The following is a 23,074-nucleotide window of genomic DNA, read 5'->3' on the forward strand; positions in this document are numbered from 1 at the left end:
CTTTGTTTACATGTTTCCGGTTTCCGGTAGTATCCACCCAGAACTGATAAAGACAGCATGACCGAAATTCAACCAACCAGTTCATCGGGAGCCGCACGCAAGGTGGGCGATGTCTTTGGCGGATTTGCCGCCATGCTGGTGGCGCTGCCTTCGGCCATCGCTTTTGGCATTTCCATTTACCTGATTCTGGGGCCGGAGTACGCCGCGCGGGGGGCCATGGCTGGGATTATCGGCGCGGTGGTCATTGGCATCATTACCCCTGCGCTGGGGGGGGCTCCCCGTCTGATCTCCGCGCCCTGCGCCCCGGCGGCAGCGGTCATGGGCGCGTTGACGGGCGAGTTGTTCAAGGCCTTGAAGATTCCACCGGAACAGGCGGGCGGCTTGCTGACGGTGGTCGCAGGGTTGTCGGCGTTGCTGCAAATCCTCTATGGCGCGGTCAAAGGCGGGCGGTTGATCAAGTACATTCCTTACCCGGTCGTCTCCGGGTACCTGAGCGGGGTGGGCCTGCTTATTTTTATCAGCCAGGTGCCCAAGTTTCTGGGGGTTGGCACGGGACACTCGTTCTGGATGGGACTGGCCAACCCGATGTTTTGGCGTTGGGAGGCGATCACCATTGGCACCGCGACGATTGTGGGCGTCGTGCTTGCGCCGCGCCTGACCAAAACGTTTCCAGCGACCATCATTGGACTCATCAGCGGGTTGGTGGCGTACTTGATGATCGGGCTGGTAAATCCAGCCGTGTTCGCGTTGAAGGGCAATCCGTTGGTCATTGGGCCGCTGTTCGAGCACTCCTCCGGCCTCTTGGGGAACCTGCGCCAGCATTGGTTGAATTTAGCGGGCGTTGATTTCGCCATGCTGTCCCATCTCCTGGTGCCCGCGTTAACCCTCTCGGTATTGCTCTCCATTGATACGCTGAAGACTTGTGTGGTGCTTGATGCCCTGACACACAGCCGGCACGATTCCAACCGGGAATTGATGGCGCAAGGCATCGGCAACCTGGCTTCGGCGGCGTTTGGGGGAATGCCGGGGGCGGGCACGATGGGGGCGACGCTGGTTAATCTGAATAGCGGTGGAAAAACCAGACTCTCAGGAATTTTGGAAGGCGTGGGCACTGCCGTCACGCTGCTGCTCTTCGGCCAGTTGGTCGGCTGGATACCCATCGCCGCGCTGGCCGGTATCCTCATCGTCGTTGCCGTTCGGATGGTGGATCGCACCTCGTTTCATCTCCTGCGCCAACGGAGCACTCTGCTTGATTTTGCGGTCATCGCGGTCGTGGTCATCGTTGCGGTGGCGTTCAATCTGATCGCCGCCTCGGCCACCGGGATTATTCTGGCCATCTTCCTCTTTATCCGGGAACAAATCCAGGGGGCGGTCATCCGCCGGAAAGCTCATGGCGACCAGATTTCCTCCAAGCAATACCGGATTACCTCGGAAAAAGAGATCTTGAAGCAGCATGGGCGCGAGATCACCCTTTGCGAGTTGCAGGGCAGCCTGTTCTTTGGCACCACGGATAAACTGTTTACCGAGCTGGAGCCGGATTTCAAGACCTCAAAATTCCTCATCCTGGACATGCTGCGCGTGCAGGCGGTGGACTTCACCGCGGTACACATGTTGAACCAAATCGAAGACATGCTGGCCGAACACGGGGGTTTTCTCCTGTTCAGCAATCTGCCGCCGCATTTACCCACCGGAAAAGACCTGCGCACGTATTTTGGACAAATGGGCCTCGTGAATTCCGAACAAAAAACCCTGGTATTTGAATCGCAGGACGAAGCGTTGGAATGGGCGGAAGACCGTATTTTAAACGATGAAAAGCAAGCCCATCATTTCGGCGAAATCCCGCTTGAACTGGGTGAAACTGAACTCATGAAAGGTGCGGGGGGAATGGAGATTGCCGACGCCATGGCGGCGTGCTTTGAACTGCGCATCTTCAAGACCGGCGAAACCATCTTCAAGCAAGGCGATGTGGGGGATGAACTGTTCCTGATCCGCAAAGGCGTGGTGCGCATCCGGCTGGACTTGGCGGAAGACCGGCATTACCTCATCGGCGTCTTTGGCCGTGGTAATTTCTTTGGCGAAATTACCTTCCTTGATCGTGGTCACCGCACCGCCGATGCCGTTGCCGGGGCGGATACCGAATTATATGTTCTTTCACGCAGCCGGTTTGATGTGTTTGCCCGGCAGAATCCGGCTCAGGCGGCGGAACTGTTCGCCCGCCTCGCGCGGGGACTGGCCATTCGCCTGCGCTATACCGATAGCGAACTCCGCGCGCTCAAAGAAGCCTAAGCCGGGAAAAATATTCATGCGGAACGTGGTTTCGACTGGACGTAACTCCCAGGGCATTCTAATCCTTAAGCGGATTGACGCCGACTATGACGAAAAAACAATTGCAAACACTCGCCCGGCAGCAGGGAACCCCCCTGGTGCTGATTGATCATGACATCATCCGCCGCAACTATGCTGAATTCCGAAAGCACTTGCCGCGTATCCAGGTGTATTATGCCGTCAAAGCCAATCCCGCGCCCGAAATTGTTCACACGCTCTACCAGGCTGGCGCCAGCTTCGATGTCGCCTCGCTGCCCGAATTCATGCTGGTCTATGACAACATCAAGCAACTCGCGCCCAAAGCGCAGCAGGATTTCATTTGGGACAAGATCATTTACGCCAATCCCACCAAACCCAAGGAAACCCTGACCGCCCTGGACCAGTACAAGCCGCTGGTCACCTACGACAACCTCAACGAACTCAAGAAAATTAGGCAATACGCGCCGCACGCCGGCGTGGTGCTCCGGCTGCGCGTGGCCAACACCGGTTCCCAGTGCGAGCTTTCCTCCAAATTTGGCTGCGATCCCGGTGAGGCGGTGGATTTGATCCTGGCCGCGTTCAAACTCGGGCTGGTGGTGGAAGGATTAAGCTTTCACGTGGGCAGCCAATGCACCAATTTTGAGAACTTCGTGCAGGCGCTCAACGTCTCTGCCGCCGTCATCAAGGAAGCCCGGGAACGCGGGCATGACATCAAAATTCTCGACATTGGCGGCGGTTTCCCTGCGCCTTATGACAAACATGTCCGCCCATTCAAGGAGTTGGCGCTGAAAATCAACGCGGAGATTGACCGCCTATTCAGCAAGGAAACGCAAATCCTCGCGGAACCCGGTCGCTTCCTGGTGGCCACCGCCGCCACCTCCATCGCCAAAATCATCGGCAAAGCTGTGCGTGATGGCAAACCGTGCTACTACATTGACGATAGCGTCTATCACACCTTTTCCGGGATCATCTTCGACCACTGCCAATATCATCTCAAGGCGTTTCGCCCCGGCAAAGCGGAAGTCTGCGCGGTCTTTGGCCAGACGTGCGACGGCTTGGATACCATTTCACAATCCGAACTGCTGCCGGACCTGGACATCGAGGAACTGGTCTATGCTGAGAACATCGGGGCTTACAGCAATGCCTCGGCCACCTATTTCAACGGTTTTCCACCCGCCAAAGTCATCCACCTAAACGCGTGAGCGTTCAGCGTGCAGATGGATTATTGCAAATGCGCTTTTGACTTTATCACGGCTTGGCAACCGTTGGATAAACCAGCGGTTGCTCACGGCCTTCGAGCACGTCAATGACGCGAGTCAGGATGCGGATCGGATATTGTTCGCCAGTGTTGCCCACACCCTTTTGTGTTTTGCTCGCCGCTAATGCCGCTTTCAAAGCCGGAAGCGAAGGGCGGGCGGCTTCGCCCAAGCGGTCAAGCACGTTGGCGGCCTGGACGGCAAACGGCAGAGTGTCCGTTTGGTGAATCCAGCGTTCCAAGACCGGCAGCGCGGTGTCCAGTTTGCCGAGTCTGGCTAACGCTTCCGCAACCGCCACTTGCACGGCACCGGATTTGTCGGTGAGTTGTTGGCAGAGCGCGGTTTCCGCAGGGGCAGCTTTCTCCCGGAGCATAGCGCAGCCTTGCGCGCCCCACCAGCGGATGGGTTCGCATGGATCGCCGAGTGCCTCGATCAGTTTCGGCAGATTAACGGCGTTGCGCTCGGAGGCGAGGTTGGCTAGCGCGAGAACGCGCTCGATCGGGAAAGCTCCGGGCACGCGCGAGGCTTCGTAGCCTTCCAACGATGAACCTTCTGGTAATAATCCATTGTCGTTATTAGCGATCATGCGTTTTTCCAGCGCGGCACGCATCCGGGGCAAAGTTTCGCGATGCACGGAGTCGGTGGCCAGGTTGTGAATACTGTCGGGATCGGCGAGGGTGTCGTAGAGTTCCTCGGTGGGTTTCTCGCCCCAGAACATCGCGGTGGCGGGCGTGAGTTTACCTTCGCGGGCGAGGCCCGCCCAAGATTGGTAACCGTGCGCTTGAAACATATAACTGAGTGGCTGCACGTAGGCCAGATCAGGTCGGTAGTTGCGAATGTAAAGCCAGCGTTTATCCATGGCCGAGCGCATCATGTCATAGCGTTCGTCCATGCGGTCGCGCGTGCAGAACACAAACTCGTTCGGCTCGGCCTTGGCGGAACCAGCAAAGGCGCGGCCCTGCATGTAGTCGGGAATCTTGACGCCGGCCAGCGAGAGTACGGTCGGAGCGAAGTCAATGAAGTGGACCGGGTCCTTGATGCGCGAGCCGGGCGGGGCAGGGGCAAGGTGGCGCCATTTCGGCGGGAAACGAATGATCAGCGGGACATGCGTACCGCTTTCCTGAAGGAAGCGTTTGCTGCGCGGGAGGACGCCACCGTTATCGGAGTAGTAAAACACAATAGTATCGTCGGCAAACCCGGAATCATCGAGATCTTTTAGCTTGGCGGCAATTTGGTTGTCCATTTTCTCCATGCGGCTGTAGTAGCGGGCCCAGTCCGCGCGCATCTCGGGCGTGTCGGGCTGGTAGGGGGGGATGCGCATCTTGGCCGGATCGAACGTGGGGGCCTCGTTCTGCGGGAACAGACAGCTCTCGTGGGTGACCTCGTGGTTGAACACGCTGAAGAACGGCTGCCCGGCAGCACGGCTCCGATAGTGCCCCTGCTTGCCGCTGACATCCCAGGCTTCCTTGATGCTGATTGGCGAGTTGTAGTCGGTCTTGGAATTATTCGAGGTGTAATACCCCGCCGCGCGCAGGTATGCTGGGAAGCCCTTGAGCCATGCGGGGATTTTCCCCTGTGCGCGCATGTGTTGCGCCGGGCCGCAGGTGGTGGGATACATGCCGGAGATCAGGGTGAACCGCGATGGCGCACAGACTGGCATCGCGAAGCAACGCTCATACAATACGCCTTCGCGCGCCAGCTTGTCCAAAGTTGGCGTACGCGCCAATGGATCGCCATAGCAACCGAGGAACGTGTCATTGTCCTCGCTGACGAGCCAAAGGATGTTGGGGCGGTCAGCGGCGAACACCAACTGGGTCGCCATGGCGCATAAGCCGATCAAAACGCGAATCATTCGATGCATGGTTTTCATGAAAATATATCTTTGTGTTTTGCAATTGTAATTATTGCTTCGTTTCGGGTGGCGTCTTACCTTGATAAATAAACTCTTCCCGCGAAAGAAATCCGTCTTTATCCGTGTCCCAAAGGTCGAAGCGCGGCTTGGCGGCTTCTGGGTCAGGCTGGTTGGCCATGAACTCTTCGCGGCTGAGCTTGCCGTCATGATTTGTATCTTTCTTTTCAAACAAGGCGGCACGGTCCACGGCCGGTTTGGTGGTACCTTTGCCACCTTTCTTGGTGGTTGGCGAATCCACCGCTGGTGGCAGGTGTTTGGATAGCGCCTCCACCACCGATTTATGTTCGGGCTTGCTGGCGAGATTCGCCGATTCGGCGGGGTCATTCTGCTCATCGTAGAGTTCGGTCGCCACAATTTCCTGGTTATTGCGGTCCCGCCACAGCGTTAAGCGCCAGCGCGCATCGCGGATGCTGTAGCCCATGAGTTGACGGCCGCCCGCTACAATCCCGCCGCGCGGATATTGGCTGATGGCTACCTTCGTCGCTGGGACGTCTGGATTTTCGAGCCACGGCTTGAGGCTTATACCGTCAAGGCCGGGCGGGATGGACAAGCCGCAGAGGTCAGCAAGCGTGGGATAGACATCCACGAACTCCACCGGCGCCTCGCATTTCCGACCGGCGGTCTTGATTCCCGGGACGCTAATCAGCAACGGGGCGCGGGTGGCGAGTTCAAAGTTGGTGTGTTTATGCCAGAGCCCGTGGTCGCCGAGTTGCCAACCATGGTCTCCCCAGAGAACGATGATGGTGCTCGCGGCAAGCCCTTCGCGTTCCAGCGCATCAAGGAGACGGCCCACTTGGGCGTCCGTGTAGCTGACGCAGGCGTAGTAACCATGGCGCAATGTTTTGGCCAGATCGCCGGGGATGGGATTACCCTTGGGAATATTGGCATAGGAGTGCAACTCACCATTGTCATGCCCGGCGAACGTCGGCGCTCCTTCGGGCAGATGATCAATGGCTGGCACCGGAATTTTGTTCGGATCGTAAATGTCCCAGTATTTCTTTGGGGCAACGAACGGCAGATGCGGTTTGAGAAAACCGACGGCGAGGAAGAACGGCTGGTGTTTGGCCTTCAACTCGGGAAGGCGCTGGATGGCTTGGGCGGCGGTGAAACCGTCGGGCAGTTCATCGTCGCTCTTGGGGCTCACTTCAAAGGCGTCGCCTTTGGGGGCTTTGCTGGGGCGTCCGGCATTTGGTTTGTCGTTGTCCACGGGCATGGGCAGCTTGGTGTATTCCTTGACCCCGGTTCCGGATCGTTTCGTGATCCGCTTGGTCCAATCAGCCGGATCGGTGTCAATGGTGGTTCCACTGGGATACCAATGGGGCTCACTCCAGGAACGGCCATCTTCATAGCCATGATGGAATATTTTGCTGAACGCGGCACAGTAATAGCCGTTGCCCTTGAAATGTTGAGGCAGCGTAATGGTGTTTGGTAAGGCTACGCGGAAATGAGTTTCGAGATCCCAAACTCGGGTCGCGTCGGGGCGGCGGCTGGTCATGATGGAACTGCGGGAGGGGCTGCAAACCGCCTGCTGGCAATACGCCTTGTTGAACACCATGCCTCGCGCCGCCAACCGGTCAATGTTCGGCGTTTTCACCACCGTGTTACCATAGCAGCCCAGCTCGGGCCGCAAATCATCCACCGCGATGAACAGCACATTGTATTTGGAAGCGGCGGATAGGGAAGTGGCCACCAGAATTATCGAGGCTACAGTTCCCAACAGTTTTCTTGGTCGTGTGTTCATGTGTTCTATTGCTGGTGAAGATTTTACCGACAGAGTCAGCGCTTGTCCACGGGTTAAACGTGGTAATGCAATGTGGATTTGGGATTCAGTGTCGAACATTGGTTTCTCATTCAACCTGCAAGTATTGGTATCATGAAGACATCATGGTGGTCGCCTACTTGGCTGTCTTCGGCTTGCGTTTTGCTGCCGGCGGCGGGATACTTGCAGGATCGGGCTCCTTTAAGGTTGGCGGACCGTTGAGCCAGCCGAGCGATACCAGAAAGGAGTCTGCCTCGATCAGCGTCTTCGACTTGAACGGCTCTTGGTTAAAGAAACCATGGCCCTGCTGCGCGTAAAAGAAAACATCACAGCGCACGCCAGCGGATCTCATGTTTGACTGGAACCGTTCGACGACGGCGACGGGGATCAGTTTGTCGTTGCGGCCAAGGAATACAATGGCAGGGGGGGCATCGGCGCTGACATTGTGGGCGGGCGAAAACTCCTTCACGCGGTCGCCAACCCGTGCTTGCCCCCAGCCGCCATCCGGGCCGTTGTCGAAGACGGGATTGAAGAGTAACAAGGCGTTGGCTTTGGGCGAAATACTCAAATCATCTTGGGGATCGTCCAGGCCTTTAACCATGCCGACGAACGCCGCGAGATGGCCGCCGGCGGAACCGCCGCCCGTCCCGATGCGATTGGGATTGATGCCGAGTTCGCCAGCGTGTGCGCGCACCCAACGCATGGCCGACTTCGCATCGGCGCAGCAGACGGTCGGCGGGCCTTTGTCACCTTTTGGAATCGTCCGATACTCTACGCGGATGCCCACGATACCACGCGTGGCCAGATATTCGCTCTGGTTTCGGAACTGTTCCGGGGTGCCACCGACCCAGCCACCACCGAAGAAAAACACCATGGCGGGACGTTGATCCGTGGCTTTCCACGAGGAAGGTTTCTCGATGAGTAGCTTTAGTTCGCGATCACCGACTTTCTTGTAAATAACCGTTTCTGCGCTCGGGACCGCGTTGTCCGCAGCGTGCAGCGCGGCTAGCGTGGTCTGCAGCAGTGTCGCAAGGAGGATGATTTTGGGTGGCAGACTCATTTTGATTTTCCTCCCATGTTGATGAATTCCGCGCGTGACAGAAAACCGTCCTGGTCGGTATCCCATTGCGCGAAACGTTTCTTCGCGGTCTCGGGATCAGTTTGATTGGCCAGGAATTCATCCAAGCTCAACTTCCCGTCATGGTTCTGGTCTTTTTGATCGAAGAGGGCAGCGCGGTCTTGGGGTAATTTTGCGCCAGCAGTGGCGGCTTTTCCTTTGCCAGCTTGGGCGGATTGCGGATTGGCGCGGGGTGGCAGCGGGGTACTCCAGTCGAGCCATGCGCGGTGGAGTTTCTCGACCCATTTCGGTTGCTCGCCACTGAGGTCGTTTTGTTCCCCGATATCAGCGGCTAAATTGAACAGTTGCAGTTTTGGTTGCAATGCGCTGATGACCAGTTTCCAATCGCCCTGGCGCACCGCGCCTTGGTCGCCATTTTTCCAGAACAGGATTTCATGCGGAACGCCGGCTTTTTCGCCTGACAGATACGGCAGCAGGTTCACGCCGTCGAGCTTCGTGCCAGCCGGCACGGGTGCTCCGGCAGCGGCACAGAACGTGGCATAAAGGTCCATCGTACTGACCGGTTGACGATATGTGTCACCGGCTTTGAGGGTTGCCGGCCAGCGTACGATAAACGGCTCACGAATGCCGCCCTCGAAGAATTGCGCTTTGTAGCCACGGAGCGGACCGGCGGAACCCACGAGGATCTTTTTGGGCCAGTTCTCGGGCCAGACTTTGATATTTGGGCTGCCCATCGCCGGGCCATTGTCACTCGTGAACACGACGAGCGTGTTCTGCTCCAGACCGGCGGCTTTCAGTTTGGCCAATACGCAGGCAATATTCTCGTCGAGCGAAGCGATCATCGCGGCATAAAAATTGAGCGGCGGGTCTTTGAGATGCGCGAAGCGTTCGCGGGCGGCGGTCTTTGCACTCCATGGGCTGTGAACAGCGTTGAAGGCAAGATAGAGGAAAAACGGTTGCGCCTGGTGTTTTTCGATGAACTCAACGGCGTGTCGGCCAATGCGGTCGGTCAGGTATTCATCGCTGGCGCGCTTCGGCCCCCAGACGCCCTGCACTTTGCTGGAGGCGTGCTCGGACGGACTATCCAAGCCAACGTAGTGGCCGGTCTGGTCCGGGAAATAATCGGCTTCCCAGTCAATCACGTCATAGGTTTCGTCAAAGCAGCCCGTAATATCGGCCCCGACGTTCCACTTGCCAATGTGGCCGGTGACATAGCCAGCCGACTTTAGGGCCTGGGGCAGGAGCTTGTGTGGACCGACGTTGTACTTTGCGCGGTCTTCGTTCCACTGAATGCCGAAACGCTGGTTGTATGCACCAGTCATGATGCCGCAACGGCTCGGGGCGCAGACCGGCGCGGTGACATAGCCATCGGTGCAACGCACGCCCTCGCGGGCCAGCGAATCAATTGCCGGGGTCGGCGCAAGCTTGCCGCCATAGCAGCCGGAGTCTCCGTAGCCCATGTCATCGGCGAGGATGAGCAAGATATTGGGTTTGGCTGATTTTACCTCCGCAGCAGACACGGCGCTGCACCAGCAAGCCAACCCTATCAATGACAGTAGTGCGAGTTTGGTCATGTTACGTTCGCTTGCTGGCTATTTCGTTTCACCCACCGGTAATTTACGCAGCCAGATATTGCGGAAGTGCAGCGGATTATGATGGTCTTGCAAGCCGAGGGTGCCTTCGGTGGCCCCGCCACCCAGGTCAACGTGGTCCTGCACCAGGATGCCATTTTGGAGCAGGGTAAGGCGGCAGGGACGAATCAACTTGTGTTGCGCATCGTAGCGGGGTTGTTCGAGGGTGATGTCGTAGCTCTGCCATTCGCCTGGTTTTCGGCAGACGTTAAACAACGGCGGATACATGCCGTAGATCGCGGCGGCTTGACCATCCGCATAGGTGTCGTTCTGATATGAATCGAGCACCTGAATCTCGTTGTGCCCAGGCAAAAACACACCACTATTGCCGCGGCCCTGACCTTTCATAGCGGGATTGATCTCCGCTGGCGTGGCCCACTCAATATGAATCTGGCAGTCGCTGAACTTGTCCTTGGTGTAAAGGCTGCCGCTTTTCGGGACGACCCCCACATAACCGTTCTCCACTTTCCATTTCGGCTCAATGGACTTATCCACGTCCTTGGCGTCAGGCTTGCGCACCCATTGCGATAAATCACTGCCGTTGAACAGTACCACCGCATCGGCAGGCGGTTTGGCAAATTCGTTGTCGGATGGCGCACCCGGATCGCGGACCGGCGGCTTGGGCCGGTTCATGTCGTGTCGCCGATACTGACCGCCGGGTGTGAGCGGCTCCTCTTTTTTTTGTGAGGTCGGGTTGTTTTTTGCCGTTACCGGTGTTTCCGCAGACCAGCCGGCCAGGCTCGTACCCAGTACGAGCAGGGTGGTGAAAAACACACATTTGCTTGTCATATAATCGTCATGGTAGCCTCCCGGCGTAAAATTTCACGCATTTTTTGCCGCGTATTTTTCCACGATAAATCGCGTTGCGCGGTGATATTAAGTTTGCATTGGGCGGCGGATTTCGCCATGGTCATTCAAAATTAAACCCGATAAACAGGATTAATATGAAACGACGCAACTTTCTTGGTCTCTCCAGCGCAGCGCTGGGGTTGGCTTCATTCGGCGGCATGTCCGTCTTCGCCCAAGGTGCCGATGGCGAACGGCAATATCTCGAACTGCAAAAATTCACTTTCGAGAAAGAAGAGCAGAAACAGGCCTTTCACGCGTACATGAAGGAGGCGGCTATTCCGGCGTTGAATCGCTTGGGGATCAAGCCCGTTGGCGTGCTGACGCCCGATCCGGCCAATCCGCCCAAAGATCCGGCTTACCTGAACAATATCTTTGTCATCTTGCCGCATCCTAACGCGGACTCGGCGCTTACCCTGAACCGGAAGCTGTTGGCGGATGCCGGATTCACTGGCAAGTCGGACGCGTATATTAGTGCGATCAAAGCCGAGGCCCAATACAAGGAACTGGAAAGCTGGCTGATGCTGGCCTTCAAAGGGATGCCAAAAATCGAACGTCCCTCCACCGTGCCGGACCGCGTATTCCAGTTGCGCATTTATGAAAGTCCCAGCCTGAAAACCGGCCAGAAAAAGATCGAGATGTTTAATGACGCGGGTGAGATCAAAATCTTCCGTGAAGTGGGGTTGAACCCGGTCTTCTTTGGCGAGGTGTTGTTTGGCGCCAAGCTGCCCAATCTCACTTACATGTTGAGCTTCGACAATACGGATGCCATGAAGGCCGCCTGGAAAAAGTTTGGCGGTCATCCTGAGTGGCAGCGCCTCAAAGGAATGCAGGAATACGCGGATAACCGCATCTTGCGCAACATTATCAATTTGGTGTTAAAACCGACGGAATACTCGCAACTTTGAGCGGACAACGCGGCAACGGCCTTTCCGCCAATCAAACGGAAGTTGTTTGCCATGTCACAAGCGGTAGATGACTGGCCTACCTGGCCATGGTGGCTCCTCCTGGTGTTGCTGGCTGGCATCATCTACCTGCGGCGGCGCTGGAGCCAGTATATGCAGAAAAAAGCGGCCTAACGCGCTTGCGGTCCGGATTGTCTGGTCCCGGTTAATCACCAAACAACTTCTTGAGTTTGTCCCGGGCGGCGTCTTCGCGGGCGTTGCCGGATTTACCCTTCCATTCCCGGCGGATCATGTCGAAGTATTCGCAATAATTCGCCGCGTGTTTCTCCTGCACCAAGTCGGCTCGTTTTTCCCGGCACTGCTCGGCCACCCGGAGATCGTAATGAAGACAATTCAGGCAGCATCTTAAATCTGCTCCGCATTGATGGCAAGATTCGGTTCGTCCGGGATTACCCTTGAGGGCGTATTCCCAGCCGCATTGGTGACAGTGGCGCGTTAGTGACACGCCAATTGGGTTATTTCATGTCGGCCACAATGTCACGATAAAAAAACAGATTATCGAATTCGGGTGCCGAATGGTTTTAACAGGGTAGGCGGACAAAGCCCGGATTTGCTTGTTTCCAAACCTGAATCCTGCGGGGTGAATATTTTGCTTGCGTGGCGCGGGCGAAATACGTAGAAAGAACTCATGCAAAATTTTACCAGTCAAAACAAAACGTCACAAACCCGTCGCGGGTTTATCAAAACCGGCACGCTGGCCGGCGCGGCCATTGTTGCCGCGCCCTACCTGTTGCGCGCCCAAGCGGAACGTAAAAAGCTCAACATCGCCTGCATCGGTGCGGGCGGCAAAGGGCAGAGCGATACGGATGGGGTGGCCAAGGAAAATATCATTGCGCTGTGTGATCCCGACAAACGCATCCTGGATGGTCGCCAACAGAAGTATCCGAACGTCAAAGTCTTTCAAGATTACCGGAAGATGTTTGAAGCGATCGGCAAGGATTTGGATGCCGTGACCGTTTCCACTCCCGACCATCATCACGCCATTGCCAGTGCGCTGGCCATGCAGATGGGTAAACACGTTTTCTGCCAGAAGCCCTTGGTACAAACCGTATATGAAGCCCGCGTGCTGCGCAAACTGGCGCGGGAAAAGAAACTGGCCACCCAGATGGGTAACCAGGGCAGTGCCGGTCCCGGGCTTCGCCGCGCGGTGGAAGTCATCCAGGCGGGGGTCATCGGGCCGGTTCGTGAATTGCACGTATGGTCCAACCGTCCGATCTGGCCGCAGGGTGTGGATCGTCCGGAAGGCGAAGACCCGATTCCGGCGGAATTGGATTGGGATGTGTGGATTGGGCCGGCCCAGATGCGTCCGTTCAAAAACAAGGTGTATCATCCGTTCGCCTGGCGTGGATGGTTCGATTTCGGCACTGGTGCGTTGGGCGACATGGCTTGCCATACCGTCAACATGCCGTTCCGTGCCTTAAAGTTGGGGTATCCGACGAAGATTGAATGCGAGGATGTCTTCGGGGCCAAACCGGAAACCTATCCCAAGAGTTCCCGCATACGCTTTGAATTTCCGGAACGCGAAGGTCAGGTGCCGGTTAAATTCTGGTGGTATGATGGAGATCCCAAGAGCCAGACCACCTTCCGTCCGGATCAGGAAAAGGTGAAGGAAATCCTGGACATGCAGGCGGGCAAACTCCCGGGCAGCGGTTGTTTATTGATCGGTGATAAGGGCAAAATTTTCTCACCGGACGACTATGGCTCGAAGTTCTATCTTAAGCTCAAAGACGAAGCTGAATACACCGGTGGCGACAAGCATGCCGCCGCCCAGAGTGTGCCGCAGACGATTCCGCGCAGTCCGGGCCACGTGCAGGAATGGATTGATATGATCCATGGCGGAGCCCCGGCCTATTCCAATTACGAGATTGCGGCGTACCTCACCGAAATCATTCTGTTGGGCTGCATCGCGCTGCGGCATGGGACCAAGAAACCCATCGAATGGGATGGCCCGAACGCCAAGGCGAAAAACGCCGATGTCTCTCACTTGGTCAAGCGCAATTACCGCAAGGGCTGGGACTTGGTGTAATTGATCCGCTTAAATTAAAGCTTACGACGCCTCGGACTCAAATCCGGGGCGTTTTTGTTGCTGCATGGGTGGCGGTTGCGAGTGCGATCCAGCGTACCTAAGTTTCGCAACTGCCACCCTAACTTCTTGACCATCAACGCTTGGACTTTTTAAGCACTACAAAGTCGTGGCGGTTTTAGCGGTCCCGATCGTTTTGATTTTTGGCAAGGTGGCCCATGACATTCCTAAGCAGCGGTAAATATATTTTTGTTCTTCCTCCGGTTCGCCTGCCTTGCGCACCCGATACACGGTGCCGCCCTTGGTTGGCAGGAGTAAGCAGCATCAAACGGCAAATTAAAGTACTCGAACACCGCTTTGGTCCGATAGTAAATCCGGTCTTCAAACATCTCTGCCCGATCACAAAGCAAGTTCATGTGGGGAAAATCGTGCTTCAGGAATTGCAATACTGCTAGGCAATTCCATTCCACCCTAGCAAGCGGTTGACCATCTACTTTCAATGCCCGGATGTCCTTTAAACAGCAGCATACCATCGCTCTCAGTGTATCCTGGTCGAGATTGCAGAAATACAACCAATACGGCCAGGCTTGATGAAAGGCAGAGTAAAACCGTCGCACTTCGGGAATCGTATGAATTTCTCTCGGATCATCGTCATAGCCTTCAATACAGAAGATCATACAATTCATCATTTCCCTCAGCTTTCGAGTTGGCAGCTTCTCTAACGCAAACTGGGCGAGAAAATCCGAAAAATCCCCTCGCTCTACTTTTGACCGGCTGAACTGGTAAAATATCAAGTCGCTGTCCATACGTTTCACCCATCCACGGCGCGCCATAAATACATCGCAGCTATAGTTCGATACGGTTTCCATCGTTCCCCAAAGGTTTCCAGCTTTTCAGGCTCAGGCAAGTCCTTTTTCCCATAAGCGATCTGAACGCCGCGTCGCACTCCAAGATCATGAACCGGTAACACATCTAGCCGACCCAGGTTAAACATCAAAAACATCTCCGCCGTCCATCTGCCCACGCCTTTGACTTCGGTTAATCGTTCAACAATCTCAGCATCCTCTAATCGGTCGCATTCTTCCAAAGTCAGCAATTCCTTCGCCACCGCTTTTTCACTGAGACCACGGATATAGTTGGCTTTGGGTTTCGACAGGCCAGCCGCACGAAGTTGTTCTGGTCCAATAGTTAAGACTTGTTCAGGAGTGGGAGGTTGATTGCCGAACAGCGCTTCAAACCGACCTAAAATAGTATCGGCTACTTTCCCATTTAATTGCTGGTAGATGATGGATTGAACGAGCGATTGAAAAGGGGACAGGCGGCGGGGTTCCAGGGAAATGGGGCCAATTCGTTTGATCAACCCAGCCATTACCAGGTCTTTGGCTAAATGTTCGACAATGTTCGTATTCAAGGAAGGATGAATAACAACAAAATGGCGCTCAAAGCAATCTGGAAGCGTGTGAAATACTGAGTATATGATTGGGAAGGTGTGAACTGGTGGTGGTAGGGTTAGACCCCATGGCGAAGGCCGCCTGGTGGGCGCAAGTTAGGAGGGTTGGCATTTGGGTTGATCGCGGTGAAGCAATGTCTCCAGCGCGCCTTCAACCAGACACCAACATTGAATAAAAACAAAACTCAAAGAACGTACGAAAATTATGTTAAGCAAAGTCAAAACACTAAAGGGTTATAAATTGGACAGCTTGGACGGGGAAATTGGGAAGGTCAAAGAATTCTACTTCGACGACCTGCATTGGACCATTCGCTATCTGGTCGCTGACACAGGAAACTGGCTCACGGGGAGGAAAGTGTTAATTTCCCCGTATGCGCTGAACAACGTGATTAAGAGCGAAAAACATCTAACCGTTGACTTGACCAAAAAGCAGATCGAGAACAGTCCTGCTTTATCCAGTCACAAGCCCGTATCCCAGCAATTCGAGGAGGACTACTACGGTTATTATGGCTGGCCATCGTACTGGAGCGGTTCATCCGTGTGGGGAGACTATCCTTACATTCAACGCGACCGCACCAAGTTGGGGAAATATACCAAAGGGGCGAAGTCCTGGGATCGCCATCTGCGCAGCACTCACGAGGTGACAGGCTACCATCTCCAAGCTCTGGATGGCGAGCTTGGCCATATTGTGGATTTCGTCATTGATGACGACACCTGGGCGATTCGCTATCTGATTGTCGGAACAAAAAACTGGTGGCCAGGGAAAAGTGTCCTGGTTTCACCGCAATGGATCGAGCGCGTGAGTTGGAGCGAAAAGAAAGTCTTCATTAATCTTTCGAGAGAGATCATCAAGGCGTCCCCGGAATACACCGACGAGTCGCTGCTCACGCGGGATTATGAAATTGGACTGCATGGGCATTACAACCGCAAAGGATACTGGATTGATGAACTGGCGGCCGTGTAATCCCGATGCAAGGAATCACGATCCTGGGCTTCAAGTGAATGCGATGAAACGAGCGCATCCTTGAAGCCTGGCTAGTATGGATTGACGCCCAGGCGCAAGTTCATACCAGAGTGATTACCTATGAAAATCAAAAGTAGTGTCAGAGACTTTCCGGTTGTTTGCGTGGGCGGTTCGGTGGGTGGCCTCGACGCCTATATCCGGTTATTGCGACATCTGCCGGCCGATATGGGGGGTTGCGATCGTCATCGTGAATCACCTGCGAACCGTGGACACCCAACTCCACGAGATTCTACCGCGCTACTCAGCGATGCCGGTTGAACTGATCACGGAAAGATTGCTCATTGAGCCCAACCATGTATTTATTATCCCGGCGCAGCGTGATTTGCACGTGCTTGATGGGGAGTTCCGGCTAATGCCGATTTCAAAGCCCAGGGGATGGCCGGACGTGATTACGGTTTTCCTGCGCTCCCTAACGCAACACTGGGATGGTAAACTGATTGCGGTTATTGTCTCTGGTTATGATGGAGATGGGGCCGCCGCGCTCTGCGGCATCAAAGACGTGGGGGGCATTACCATTGCCCAGCAGCTCGACACCGCCGGGCAGCCAGATATGCCGAAGAGTGCCATCGCAAGTGGGTGCATTGATTTTATTCTTTCGCCTGAGAATATAGCGAAAAAACTGGTGCAAATTGCGGCCGCGGTTGCATAAACGGTTACTTCCACTAAAAGCTGGTTTTGAAAGCTGTTTTCATTTCCCATTATATTTGATAGGAATTCGCTTTATGGCCCAATGCTTTCACTTGTCGCGTTGCGGTAAGTGGGCATCAGGCGCGTTCAGGAATCAATTCGATGTGGCAACGCTCAATGCGAGACACTTACATAAAAAAGGACCCCACTTGAGATGAGCAGGAGCCATAGAAACAGATCAACGATCTGGGGGGCTCTGATTCCATATAGCCAATCATCCAATTGGGTCGCAATCCTAATCCATCGTGGCCTATATTGGTCTAAAACCACCACTCGACTGTCAATCGCCTTTGCGGCTCTGCGGCCGCTTTCGACGGCGCCTTCAATACTCCATACTTGAGCTTGCGTCTTCGTGTGGGCACCAGCCAAAAACAGATTCCCAACCGGCGTTACCTGAGAGGGTAAATATGCTTCGGTATTGGTTGTATTGACCCATTTCGGTTGCAGGGGCTTGATTCCATCATTGGAGAACTTCCACTCATGCCAGACTTCAATGCCTATAATTGGAAAGTCTTTCAATGCTCGGCCATTATTGGCTGCTTTGATTAGTTCGTTCAGGGCTCCACAGCTATATATCTGAGCTTTAATCTCCTCGATGAATTCTTCCTTTGTGCAATTTATTCACTGCCTTCTGGTAGATTCTTCCCGGGACGCCACTGATGCAGGAGGTGCCCGTCCAAAGAGACTTAATGTTGTTTCCCAAATCCACCCCTTTGTCCCAGACCTGCTCTTCGGCAAAAAGGGTCAGGTTAAATTCGGAATCACTTACCACGACGGCTGTGCGCACGCGGGGGAATCTGATCACATCGGAAAATGCCAGCCGGAAAGAGACCTGAGTGTGTGGGCCGCCTTGAATCAGGGGCTTAAACAACTTTAGCTGTTCCTGCCGCTCAAGTTCAGGGTCCGTGCTTAAAATCTCCGCTGTGGTGAAGGGATTGATCGCTAGAATATAAGCGTCGGCTTGGATTCTTTCCCCGGCACAAAAAGCGGAAACAATACGGGCCCCGTCGAACTCTAGTCTTGCCAGCGGTTTCTCCCAATAAAATTTCACGCCTTCCTCCCTCAGGTATTTAACCCAAGGGTTAAACCAGTATTCACTACTCGGGCCTTTGAATAACAGCCAGCCGATTCCGGCGCCCTGCGTCCACGCGGGGCCATCCTGGTCCGCTTTATGTTGGTGGGGCGGTTTTGACGTCAGTTGTTTTCGGAAGAAATCACCGGCAGTTCGTAAGGAAACTTTGGGCCAATCCGATCCAATCCAGGGACCAAAACAAGAACGCCACGCTCGATAAGCTTTGCCTTCTAGCAAAGGCTTCCAAGCCTGCGCTGCATTGATCTTATCATATTCAATCTTACTTCGGTTGTCAGAAGTCCAGGTTTTCAGCATTAGGTAACCCCATTTTATGAATTCCCATGTATTCATGCCGAACATCTTGGCGATGCTTTTGAAGCCATCGTAAAAATGAGCTTTATCGGTGTCCGGGAAGATCCCAAAATCAAGGGGGCGCGAGAGCGCCAAATCATAGATGCTTCCTTTTTCATTCAATGGAATGTGCTTCATTATATCAAAAGCATTATGATACCAGGGCCCCATGCCGTGCCACGAATACTCCGTAGGCATGTTGTTCTTATGGAGGCGGGAACTTCTGAAGAAGCCACCTGGCTGATCGGTGCTTTCATACACGGAAACGCTATGGCCTAAACGAATTAATTCATGGGCGGCACTTAACCCGGATATACCTGCCCCGAAAATAGCGATTGATTTCATGGGTCTTCTTTCTTGTATCGTGAGTATTTGGGCGTTTGACCAGTGTGTTCTCCCAACCGCGTTGCCAGCCCGCCGGTGCGGACTCATGGAGGTCGGCTTCAACATTGATGATGACATCCACGCGGTTGCCAATCATGCCTTGGTCCGCCTGCTTCCCTACTACCTATCGCTTCGAGCCGCGAAATCCGCCCATGAAATAAATGATCAGGCAGATCACTAGAATCAGGCCGAGCCCGCCACCGCCATAAACCGGGCCACCCATGTAAAACCCGCCACCACCGAACAGGAGGAGCAAAACCACTATGAGTAATATCATATTCATGCGGGTAAGGTAACACCCGCTGGCACCTTTGCTATGGGGTCTTCACCCCATCGTGCGTCGTGCGGGTAACAGGTTAGCGCGTAGAGTTCGCCGCTCTCCACGCGCGGGGTATCCGCCGCCGGTGGCGGCGTGGCAGGCCGGGGCACGTGTCCAATCTTAGCAGGCGCAACGGTAGCTTTCACTGGCCCCAGAAGAGGATCGTCATGGCTTGGATTCCAGCTTATCAAGCAGAACATACCAACCATTGGCAGTCCGGCCCTGGATTCCAAGTTGATAAACAGGGTCTGCATCTTTTCGATCCAAGAACAGGCCAACCGCCAGTTTGTAGGTCCCCCACGGGATGGCCGGGCCTTTGATCGTGACGGTTTCCTTGGTGCTTACGTCCGGCCTCCAAGTTTTGGGAAGACTGTCGGTCAGCCAACATTTTTCGACAACCTGATCCTTCTGGTTCAGCAGGGCGATGGCCACTTGGCAGGGTTCGTAGAGGGGAGCGACGCCATCGTTCAGCCACTGCCATTGGATGGAAAACGGTTTCCTTGGCTCGATCCGGGCGGGGAGCGTCGCCTGTTGCAGAATAAAATGATAGCCGACTTTGTTGCCCAGTTTTCGGCAGAATTCGGGATTCTCCTCAAAGATCTTCGCGTTCCACTGCATGTAACTTGGTTTGCCTGCCTTGAAGTAGGTGTCCAGCAGCAGATCAGGTTTCCACCAGCCGCGCTTCTTCATTTCGGCATAGCCATCGCAATACTCGAAAACGGCGGGGGCGTGGCCGTAGGCCCGGAAACATTCGGAGCCGTCCTTGGACCACACACTTAAGATGCCATCCCGGCGCATGCCGGCACCCTTGCTGACCGCCCAATCATAGACTTTGTCATACATGCTGCTCCCCCAGACGATCATGAGCTGAGAATAGGGAAACGCCTCGATGTACGGCAGGAGGTAGTTGGTCTTCAGGTTGTCCGGCGGCGTGAGCATGATGCCGGGGGCCTTGAGCATGCCGATGTGCCCTTCACCCCAGTTGCCGTAGGAGCGGATATCGAGGAAGGCAATGTCCGGGTTGCCGTCATAGCGCTTGCCCAGCGCTTGGACGAACGCCTTGAGCTTCTGGAGAAAGACCGGATCATCCCAGGTCTTGGGGATGATTTGCTGGCCGGTGGGCGAGGAGTCGTCGGGAACCGCCAGCGGGACCGCTCCCGCGTCGAAGACCCATTTCGGCGTGACGTACTGCCCCAACCCCGTGCTGACGCTCATCACGCCGAAGGCGGTCTTCTTGCCATGGCGTTTGAATTGGTTAATGAAGCCGTCAATCTCTTTCCAGTTGTACTGACCTTCCTGGGGCTCCAGGACCGACCAAGCCCACCGCGTGTAGCCAATGCCGATGTGGTCCTTGGTGTATTTATCGGAGCCGTAGTACTGCACCCAGCCTTTGCCAGGATTAAGCAGCATGGTGTCGTCTGTGGCCGGGCGGATGACGACGGTGTCAGGGTTGGTGGTGGCATCGGACTTTAGGACCGCGCCCAGAGCGTTCAGGGCATACCATCCCAAGATCAGAGAATGAATGAGAGTTTTCATGACACTGATAGGAAATTGCTTTTTGGCACATTGGATGCTATCACTTGTCGCGTTGCGGTAAGCCGGAGATAAGCCGAATGGGTACCACCCTGTCCAAGTTGCTTGATCAGGGGGTATCGTCCTGAACCTACCTTTTGGCCGAATTTAAATAACATATCCGACATGTGCTTCCCGAACACTACCGAAGATAGGGCTGTTAGTGCAATCTGTTTTGATTCCAGACCGGGCGCTACTTCATCTTCGACTTAAGCCTGATCATTTTTCCAGCCACCATGAAGTTGCCATTCCCAAGATGATGAATCGTCCTTGGTTTTTTCACGGCGGGGTTGATCTATGCTTTGATGACTTCCACGACAAACATGCAATACTTGGCCACCATTCTGGTATCCACAACGCGGCATTCGAGCTTTGCATAGCACTCTTCGATCAAAGGCGCCCCAACTCGCGACGCAGGCTTTGATGTCAGGCAAAACTGCTTAAACTTGTCGATAGTCGCTCCTGATGTATTGCCGCAACCCACCACCTTTTCAGCAAGCTCTACCGTGGGGATGTTAATGACACATTCCTTGGTCGCTTTCAGCAGACCAAAGGAATAGTTCCGATTGCTGATGATGCAACCGACCAACGGCGGCTCAAACTCCATCATGGTGTGCCACGACATAGTCATAATGTTTGCACGTCCATTACGGGCAGTCGTGACCAAAACAACTGGCCCCGGTTCCAGCAACCCATAGACCTTGGATAGCGGATAGGATTTTTTAGCCATGGTGGTTAGGAAAAACCTGGTTCCTGTGGCATGACCATGTTCATCCGGCCATCGGATTGTGGACGCATATGTTTATCCAGAGTCTTCAGCCCTTGTTCGGAATTATACTCCAATATGGGACACAGCGTCTCTGGTTGGGACGCGACGCAATGGGGCGCTACGGTCCATGGACTGGTTATGTGGGGCACGACCATGACGCCGGGATATTGGCGGACCAGCTTGCAGACTTCCAACCATTCGGAGATACCGCCGCACCAAGTCGGGTCGGACTGCACAAAGTCCACGCATTTGCGGTCGAGAAACGCTTTGACGGCCCACCGGGTGTACCAATGTTCGCCGCCGGCGATGGGCAGGCCCGTTTCGCCTTTGATCCGCGCGTAGCCATCCACGTGCTCGGGGCAGATGGGCTCTTCGATCCAGAACGGCTTGAAAGGGGCCACCGCCTTGCAGAGGCGCAGCGAATAATCCACGTCGTCGCTGTAACGAATGCTGTGATTGTCGAACATCAGTGTCGCGTCGGGCAATTCTTCCCGCAGCGCGCGGACAAGCTCGACGTTTGCTTTGAAGCCCGCCTCGCCATCCTGCGCACCCTTGGCGAAATACCATTTTTGGCTGCGATACCCGCGATCATAGGCGTCGCGTGCTTTCCGCTTCGCCTCCATGGGCTCAATCCCCACTTCGCCCGGTCGCCAGTAAACTGCCACCTGCGCTCGTTGGGCCGGACCGATAATTTGGTACGCGGGCTTCTGCAGCAGCCTGGCGCGCAAATCCCACAGCGCGGTATCGGCGGTGCTGAACCCGATGAATAAGCGGCCCGTCTCCGTGTGCCGACTACCCCGCACTTTGTTTAAGCGCAACTCTCCCGTAAGCGGATCACGCATCTCGCCGAATTCTTTGGCCTTCCCGGGGAAAATACCTTCCCAAAGGGTGGCACCCCCTAACGTGAAATCGAGGGGATTCTGGCCAATCAGCAGTTCGCGAATTTTTGGGAGATGCTTTGCGAGGGCGGGAAGGTTTTGATTCCCACTCCCAGTCGCCGTCCCAATAACACCATTATCCGCCTCAATCGCGACGCCTTTGACGATCCGTACATCCTTGATCGTGACAGATGGATCTTTGGCCAGGGTTTTGGTTTGCGCGATCAGTCCACCGGCCAGGAGCGCGGTGGTCTCGATGAACCTCCGGCGGTTAAACCCGGCTGCCAACGGTTTTAGGTGTGGTTCCATAAATCAATAATCTTGGCAAAGGTGTTCTTCTTGGGTTCCAGAACGTATTACGGATAGAACTTTGCTTTTTGACACGTTGATTTGGGTTTGGTGGAAGGGAGTGGAGGAATAGCTGTGAGACCGGCGAAATAACCCTCCCACGCCCCGGCGAGGAATAGGCATTCAGGGGATTTGTCGTCGTCGAAGCGATCGGGCCCGGGGCTGGTCGCGCACACGCCAGAGACGCACAACGCAATCGCCATTCCGATGAGGATGTGATGGGTTCGGATGATTCTTGGCATGGTTTGTAACTCCTTTCTCTTGTTGCCGAACAATCTTATTGAACGAACTTTTTGTTCGTTGTTTTCGGTTTCCAATTTTTTGTCATGCTGCCGATAATCCCTAAAAAGGCGCTTCCGGTCAATGCGAAATGGCGATTACGAAATCATGAGGGTGTGTGACCGGAGAATAACCCAAAATTAAACCGCCTGTAGAAACAGGTATTT

18 protein-coding genes and 2 pseudogenes are annotated in these 23,074 nt (G+C 54.9%); 6 read left to right on the forward strand and 14 right to left on the reverse strand.

Features of this window, described 5'->3' with window-relative positions:
* The first annotated feature begins 57 nt into the window (after positions 1-57).
* Both WCO56_13190 and WCO56_13195 read left to right on the forward strand, forming a co-directional pair.
* Positions 58-2,286 (forward strand): SulP family inorganic anion transporter, encoded by a 2,229-nt coding sequence (locus WCO56_13190; GenBank protein ID MEI7730525.1) that lies wholly within the window; start codon positions 58-60, stop codon positions 2,284-2,286.
* A gap of 86 nt (positions 2,287-2,372) precedes the next feature.
* The gene (locus tag WCO56_13195; GenBank protein ID MEI7730526.1) at positions 2,373-3,506 is read left to right on the forward strand and encodes a type III PLP-dependent enzyme; all 1,134 of its coding nucleotides are present in this window, start codon (positions 2,373-2,375) and stop codon (positions 3,504-3,506) included.
* 46 nt (positions 3,507-3,552) lie between these two features.
* On the opposite strand, the gene WCO56_13200 is transcribed toward WCO56_13195, so the two are convergent.
* The 5 genes from WCO56_13200 to WCO56_13220 all read right to left on the reverse strand — a co-directional run bounded on the left by WCO56_13200 (position 3,553) and on the right by WCO56_13220 (position 10,729).
* Entirely contained in the window at positions 3,553-5,430 is a 1,878-nt protein-coding gene (locus WCO56_13200; protein ID MEI7730527.1) for a sulfatase-like hydrolase/transferase, read from the reverse strand.
* 31 nt (positions 5,431-5,461) lie between these two features.
* Positions 5,462-7,213 carry a sulfatase-like hydrolase/transferase gene (locus WCO56_13205; GenBank protein MEI7730528.1) on the reverse strand — a complete coding sequence of 584 codons (1,752 nt, stop codon included), beginning with the start codon at positions 7,211-7,213 and terminating at the stop codon, positions 5,462-5,464.
* 154 nt (positions 7,214-7,367) lie between these two features.
* The gene (locus tag WCO56_13210; protein MEI7730529.1) at positions 7,368-8,291 is read right to left on the reverse strand and encodes an alpha/beta hydrolase; all 924 of its coding nucleotides are present in this window, start codon (positions 8,289-8,291) and stop codon (positions 7,368-7,370) included.
* Positions 8,288-9,883, reverse strand: a complete 1,596-nt coding sequence (locus WCO56_13215) for a sulfatase-like hydrolase/transferase (protein MEI7730530.1) — start codon at positions 9,881-9,883, stop codon at positions 8,288-8,290. The genes WCO56_13210 and WCO56_13215 overlap by 4 nt, the downstream gene beginning before the upstream one ends.
* A gap of 18 nt (positions 9,884-9,901) precedes the next feature.
* A complete protein-coding gene (locus WCO56_13220; GenBank protein MEI7730531.1) occupies positions 9,902-10,729 on the reverse strand; it encodes a DUF1080 domain-containing protein in 828 nt (275 codons plus the stop codon).
* A 155-nt stretch (positions 10,730-10,884) separates the two neighbouring features.
* On the opposite strand from WCO56_13220, the gene WCO56_13225 reads away from it, so the two are divergent.
* Positions 10,885-11,694, forward strand: coding sequence for an NIPSNAP family protein (locus tag WCO56_13225; GenBank protein MEI7730532.1), 810 nt, complete (start codon positions 10,885-10,887; stop codon positions 11,692-11,694).
* Between the two features lie 202 nt (positions 11,695-11,896).
* Here the strand turns inward: WCO56_13225 and WCO56_13230 are convergent, their stop codons facing one another.
* Positions 11,897-12,196, reverse strand: a complete 300-nt coding sequence (locus WCO56_13230) for a hypothetical protein (protein MEI7730533.1) — start codon at positions 12,194-12,196, stop codon at positions 11,897-11,899.
* Positions 12,197-12,379: 183 nt separating this feature from the next.
* Between WCO56_13230 and WCO56_13235 the strand changes: the two genes are divergently transcribed.
* Positions 12,380-13,777: a Gfo/Idh/MocA family oxidoreductase gene (locus WCO56_13235; GenBank protein ID MEI7730534.1), complete on the forward strand. Its 1,398-nt coding sequence runs from the start codon at positions 12,380-12,382 to the stop codon at positions 13,775-13,777.
* Positions 13,778-14,001: 224 nt separating this feature from the next.
* Here WCO56_13235 and WCO56_13240 read toward each other — a convergent pair whose 3' ends face one another.
* Together WCO56_13240 and WCO56_13245 are read right to left on the reverse strand one after the other, a co-directional pair.
* Entirely contained in the window at positions 14,002-14,643 is a 642-nt protein-coding gene (locus WCO56_13240; protein MEI7730535.1) for a hypothetical protein, read from the reverse strand.
* Positions 14,586-15,185, reverse strand: coding sequence for a DNA-3-methyladenine glycosylase (locus WCO56_13245; GenBank protein MEI7730536.1), 600 nt, complete (start codon positions 15,183-15,185; stop codon positions 14,586-14,588). Before WCO56_13245 ends, WCO56_13240 begins: the two co-directional genes overlap by 58 nt.
* A 244-nt stretch (positions 15,186-15,429) precedes the next feature.
* Between WCO56_13245 and WCO56_13250 the strand changes: the two genes are divergently transcribed.
* The gene (locus tag WCO56_13250; protein MEI7730537.1) at positions 15,430-16,188 is read left to right on the forward strand and encodes a PRC-barrel domain-containing protein; all 759 of its coding nucleotides are present in this window, start codon (positions 15,430-15,432) and stop codon (positions 16,186-16,188) included.
* Positions 16,189-16,308: 120 nt separating this feature from the next.
* Positions 16,309-16,897, forward strand: a pseudogene (locus tag WCO56_13255) (chemotaxis protein CheB).
* Between the two features lie 152 nt (positions 16,898-17,049).
* On the opposite strand, the gene WCO56_13260 reads toward WCO56_13255, so the two are convergent.
* The 6 genes and pseudogenes from WCO56_13260 to WCO56_13285 all read right to left on the reverse strand — a co-directional run bounded on the left by WCO56_13260 (position 17,050) and on the right by WCO56_13285 (position 22,589).
* A complete protein-coding gene (locus WCO56_13260; GenBank protein ID MEI7730538.1) occupies positions 17,050-17,454 on the reverse strand; it encodes an FAD-dependent oxidoreductase in 405 nt (134 codons plus the stop codon).
* Between the two features lie 64 nt (positions 17,455-17,518).
* Complete coding sequence (locus WCO56_13265) at positions 17,519-18,703, reverse strand: NAD(P)-binding protein (protein ID MEI7730539.1); 1,185 nt, start codon at positions 18,701-18,703, stop codon at positions 17,519-17,521.
* Positions 18,704-18,866: 163 nt separating this feature from the next.
* Positions 18,867-19,025, reverse strand: a complete 159-nt coding sequence (locus WCO56_13270) for a DUF3309 domain-containing protein (GenBank protein ID MEI7730540.1) — start codon at positions 19,023-19,025, stop codon at positions 18,867-18,869.
* Between the two features lie 201 nt (positions 19,026-19,226).
* Complete coding sequence (locus WCO56_13275) at positions 19,227-20,597, reverse strand: DUF4832 domain-containing protein (protein ID MEI7730541.1); 1,371 nt, start codon at positions 20,595-20,597, stop codon at positions 19,227-19,229.
* A gap of 229 nt (positions 20,598-20,826) precedes the next feature.
* Positions 20,827-21,363, reverse strand: a pseudogene (locus tag WCO56_13280) (flavin reductase family protein).
* 5 nt (positions 21,364-21,368) lie between these two features.
* Complete coding sequence (locus WCO56_13285) at positions 21,369-22,589, reverse strand: enolase C-terminal domain-like protein (GenBank protein ID MEI7730542.1); 1,221 nt, start codon at positions 22,587-22,589, stop codon at positions 21,369-21,371.
* Between the last annotated feature and the right edge of the window lie 485 nt (positions 22,590-23,074).

Source organism: Verrucomicrobiota bacterium (genome assembly GCA_037139415.1).
Taxonomy (GTDB): domain Bacteria; phylum Verrucomicrobiota; class Verrucomicrobiia; order Limisphaerales; family Fontisphaeraceae; genus JBAXGN01.

Coding starts and splice junctions, on each gene's coding strand:
- WCO56_13250 (MEI7730537.1), top strand. CDS start 15,430: ATGTTAAGCAAAGTCAAAACACTAAAGGGTTATAAATTGGACAGCTTG.
- WCO56_13190 (MEI7730525.1), top strand. CDS start 58: ATGACCGAAATTCAACCAACCAGTTCATCGGGAGCCGCACGCAAGGTG.
- WCO56_13195 (MEI7730526.1), top strand. CDS start 2,373: ATGACGAAAAAACAATTGCAAACACTCGCCCGGCAGCAGGGAACCCCC.
- WCO56_13225 (MEI7730532.1), top strand. CDS start 10,885: ATGAAACGACGCAACTTTCTTGGTCTCTCCAGCGCAGCGCTGGGGTTG.
- WCO56_13210 (MEI7730529.1), bottom strand. CDS start 8,291: ATGAGTCTGCCACCCAAAATCATCCTCCTTGCGACACTGCTGCAGACC.
- WCO56_13215 (MEI7730530.1), bottom strand. CDS start 9,883: ATGACCAAACTCGCACTACTGTCATTGATAGGGTTGGCTTGCTGGTGC.
- WCO56_13275 (MEI7730541.1), bottom strand. CDS start 20,597: ATGAAAACTCTCATTCATTCTCTGATCTTGGGATGGTATGCCCTGAAC.
- WCO56_13205 (MEI7730528.1), bottom strand. CDS start 7,213: ATGAACACACGACCAAGAAAACTGTTGGGAACTGTAGCCTCGATAATT.
- WCO56_13200 (MEI7730527.1), bottom strand. CDS start 5,430: ATGAAAACCATGCATCGAATGATTCGCGTTTTGATCGGCTTATGCGCC.
- WCO56_13285 (MEI7730542.1), bottom strand. CDS start 22,589: ATGGAACCACACCTAAAACCGTTGGCAGCCGGGTTTAACCGCCGGAGG.
- WCO56_13270 (MEI7730540.1), bottom strand. CDS start 19,025: ATGAATATGATATTACTCATAGTGGTTTTGCTCCTCCTGTTCGGTGGT.
- WCO56_13265 (MEI7730539.1), bottom strand. CDS start 18,703: ATGAAATCAATCGCTATTTTCGGGGCAGGTATATCCGGGTTAAGTGCC.
- WCO56_13220 (MEI7730531.1), bottom strand. CDS start 10,729: ATGACAAGCAAATGTGTGTTTTTCACCACCCTGCTCGTACTGGGTACG.
- WCO56_13235 (MEI7730534.1), top strand. CDS start 12,380: ATGCAAAATTTTACCAGTCAAAACAAAACGTCACAAACCCGTCGCGGG.
- WCO56_13240 (MEI7730535.1), bottom strand. CDS start 14,643: ATGGAAACCGTATCGAACTATAGCTGCGATGTATTTATGGCGCGCCGT.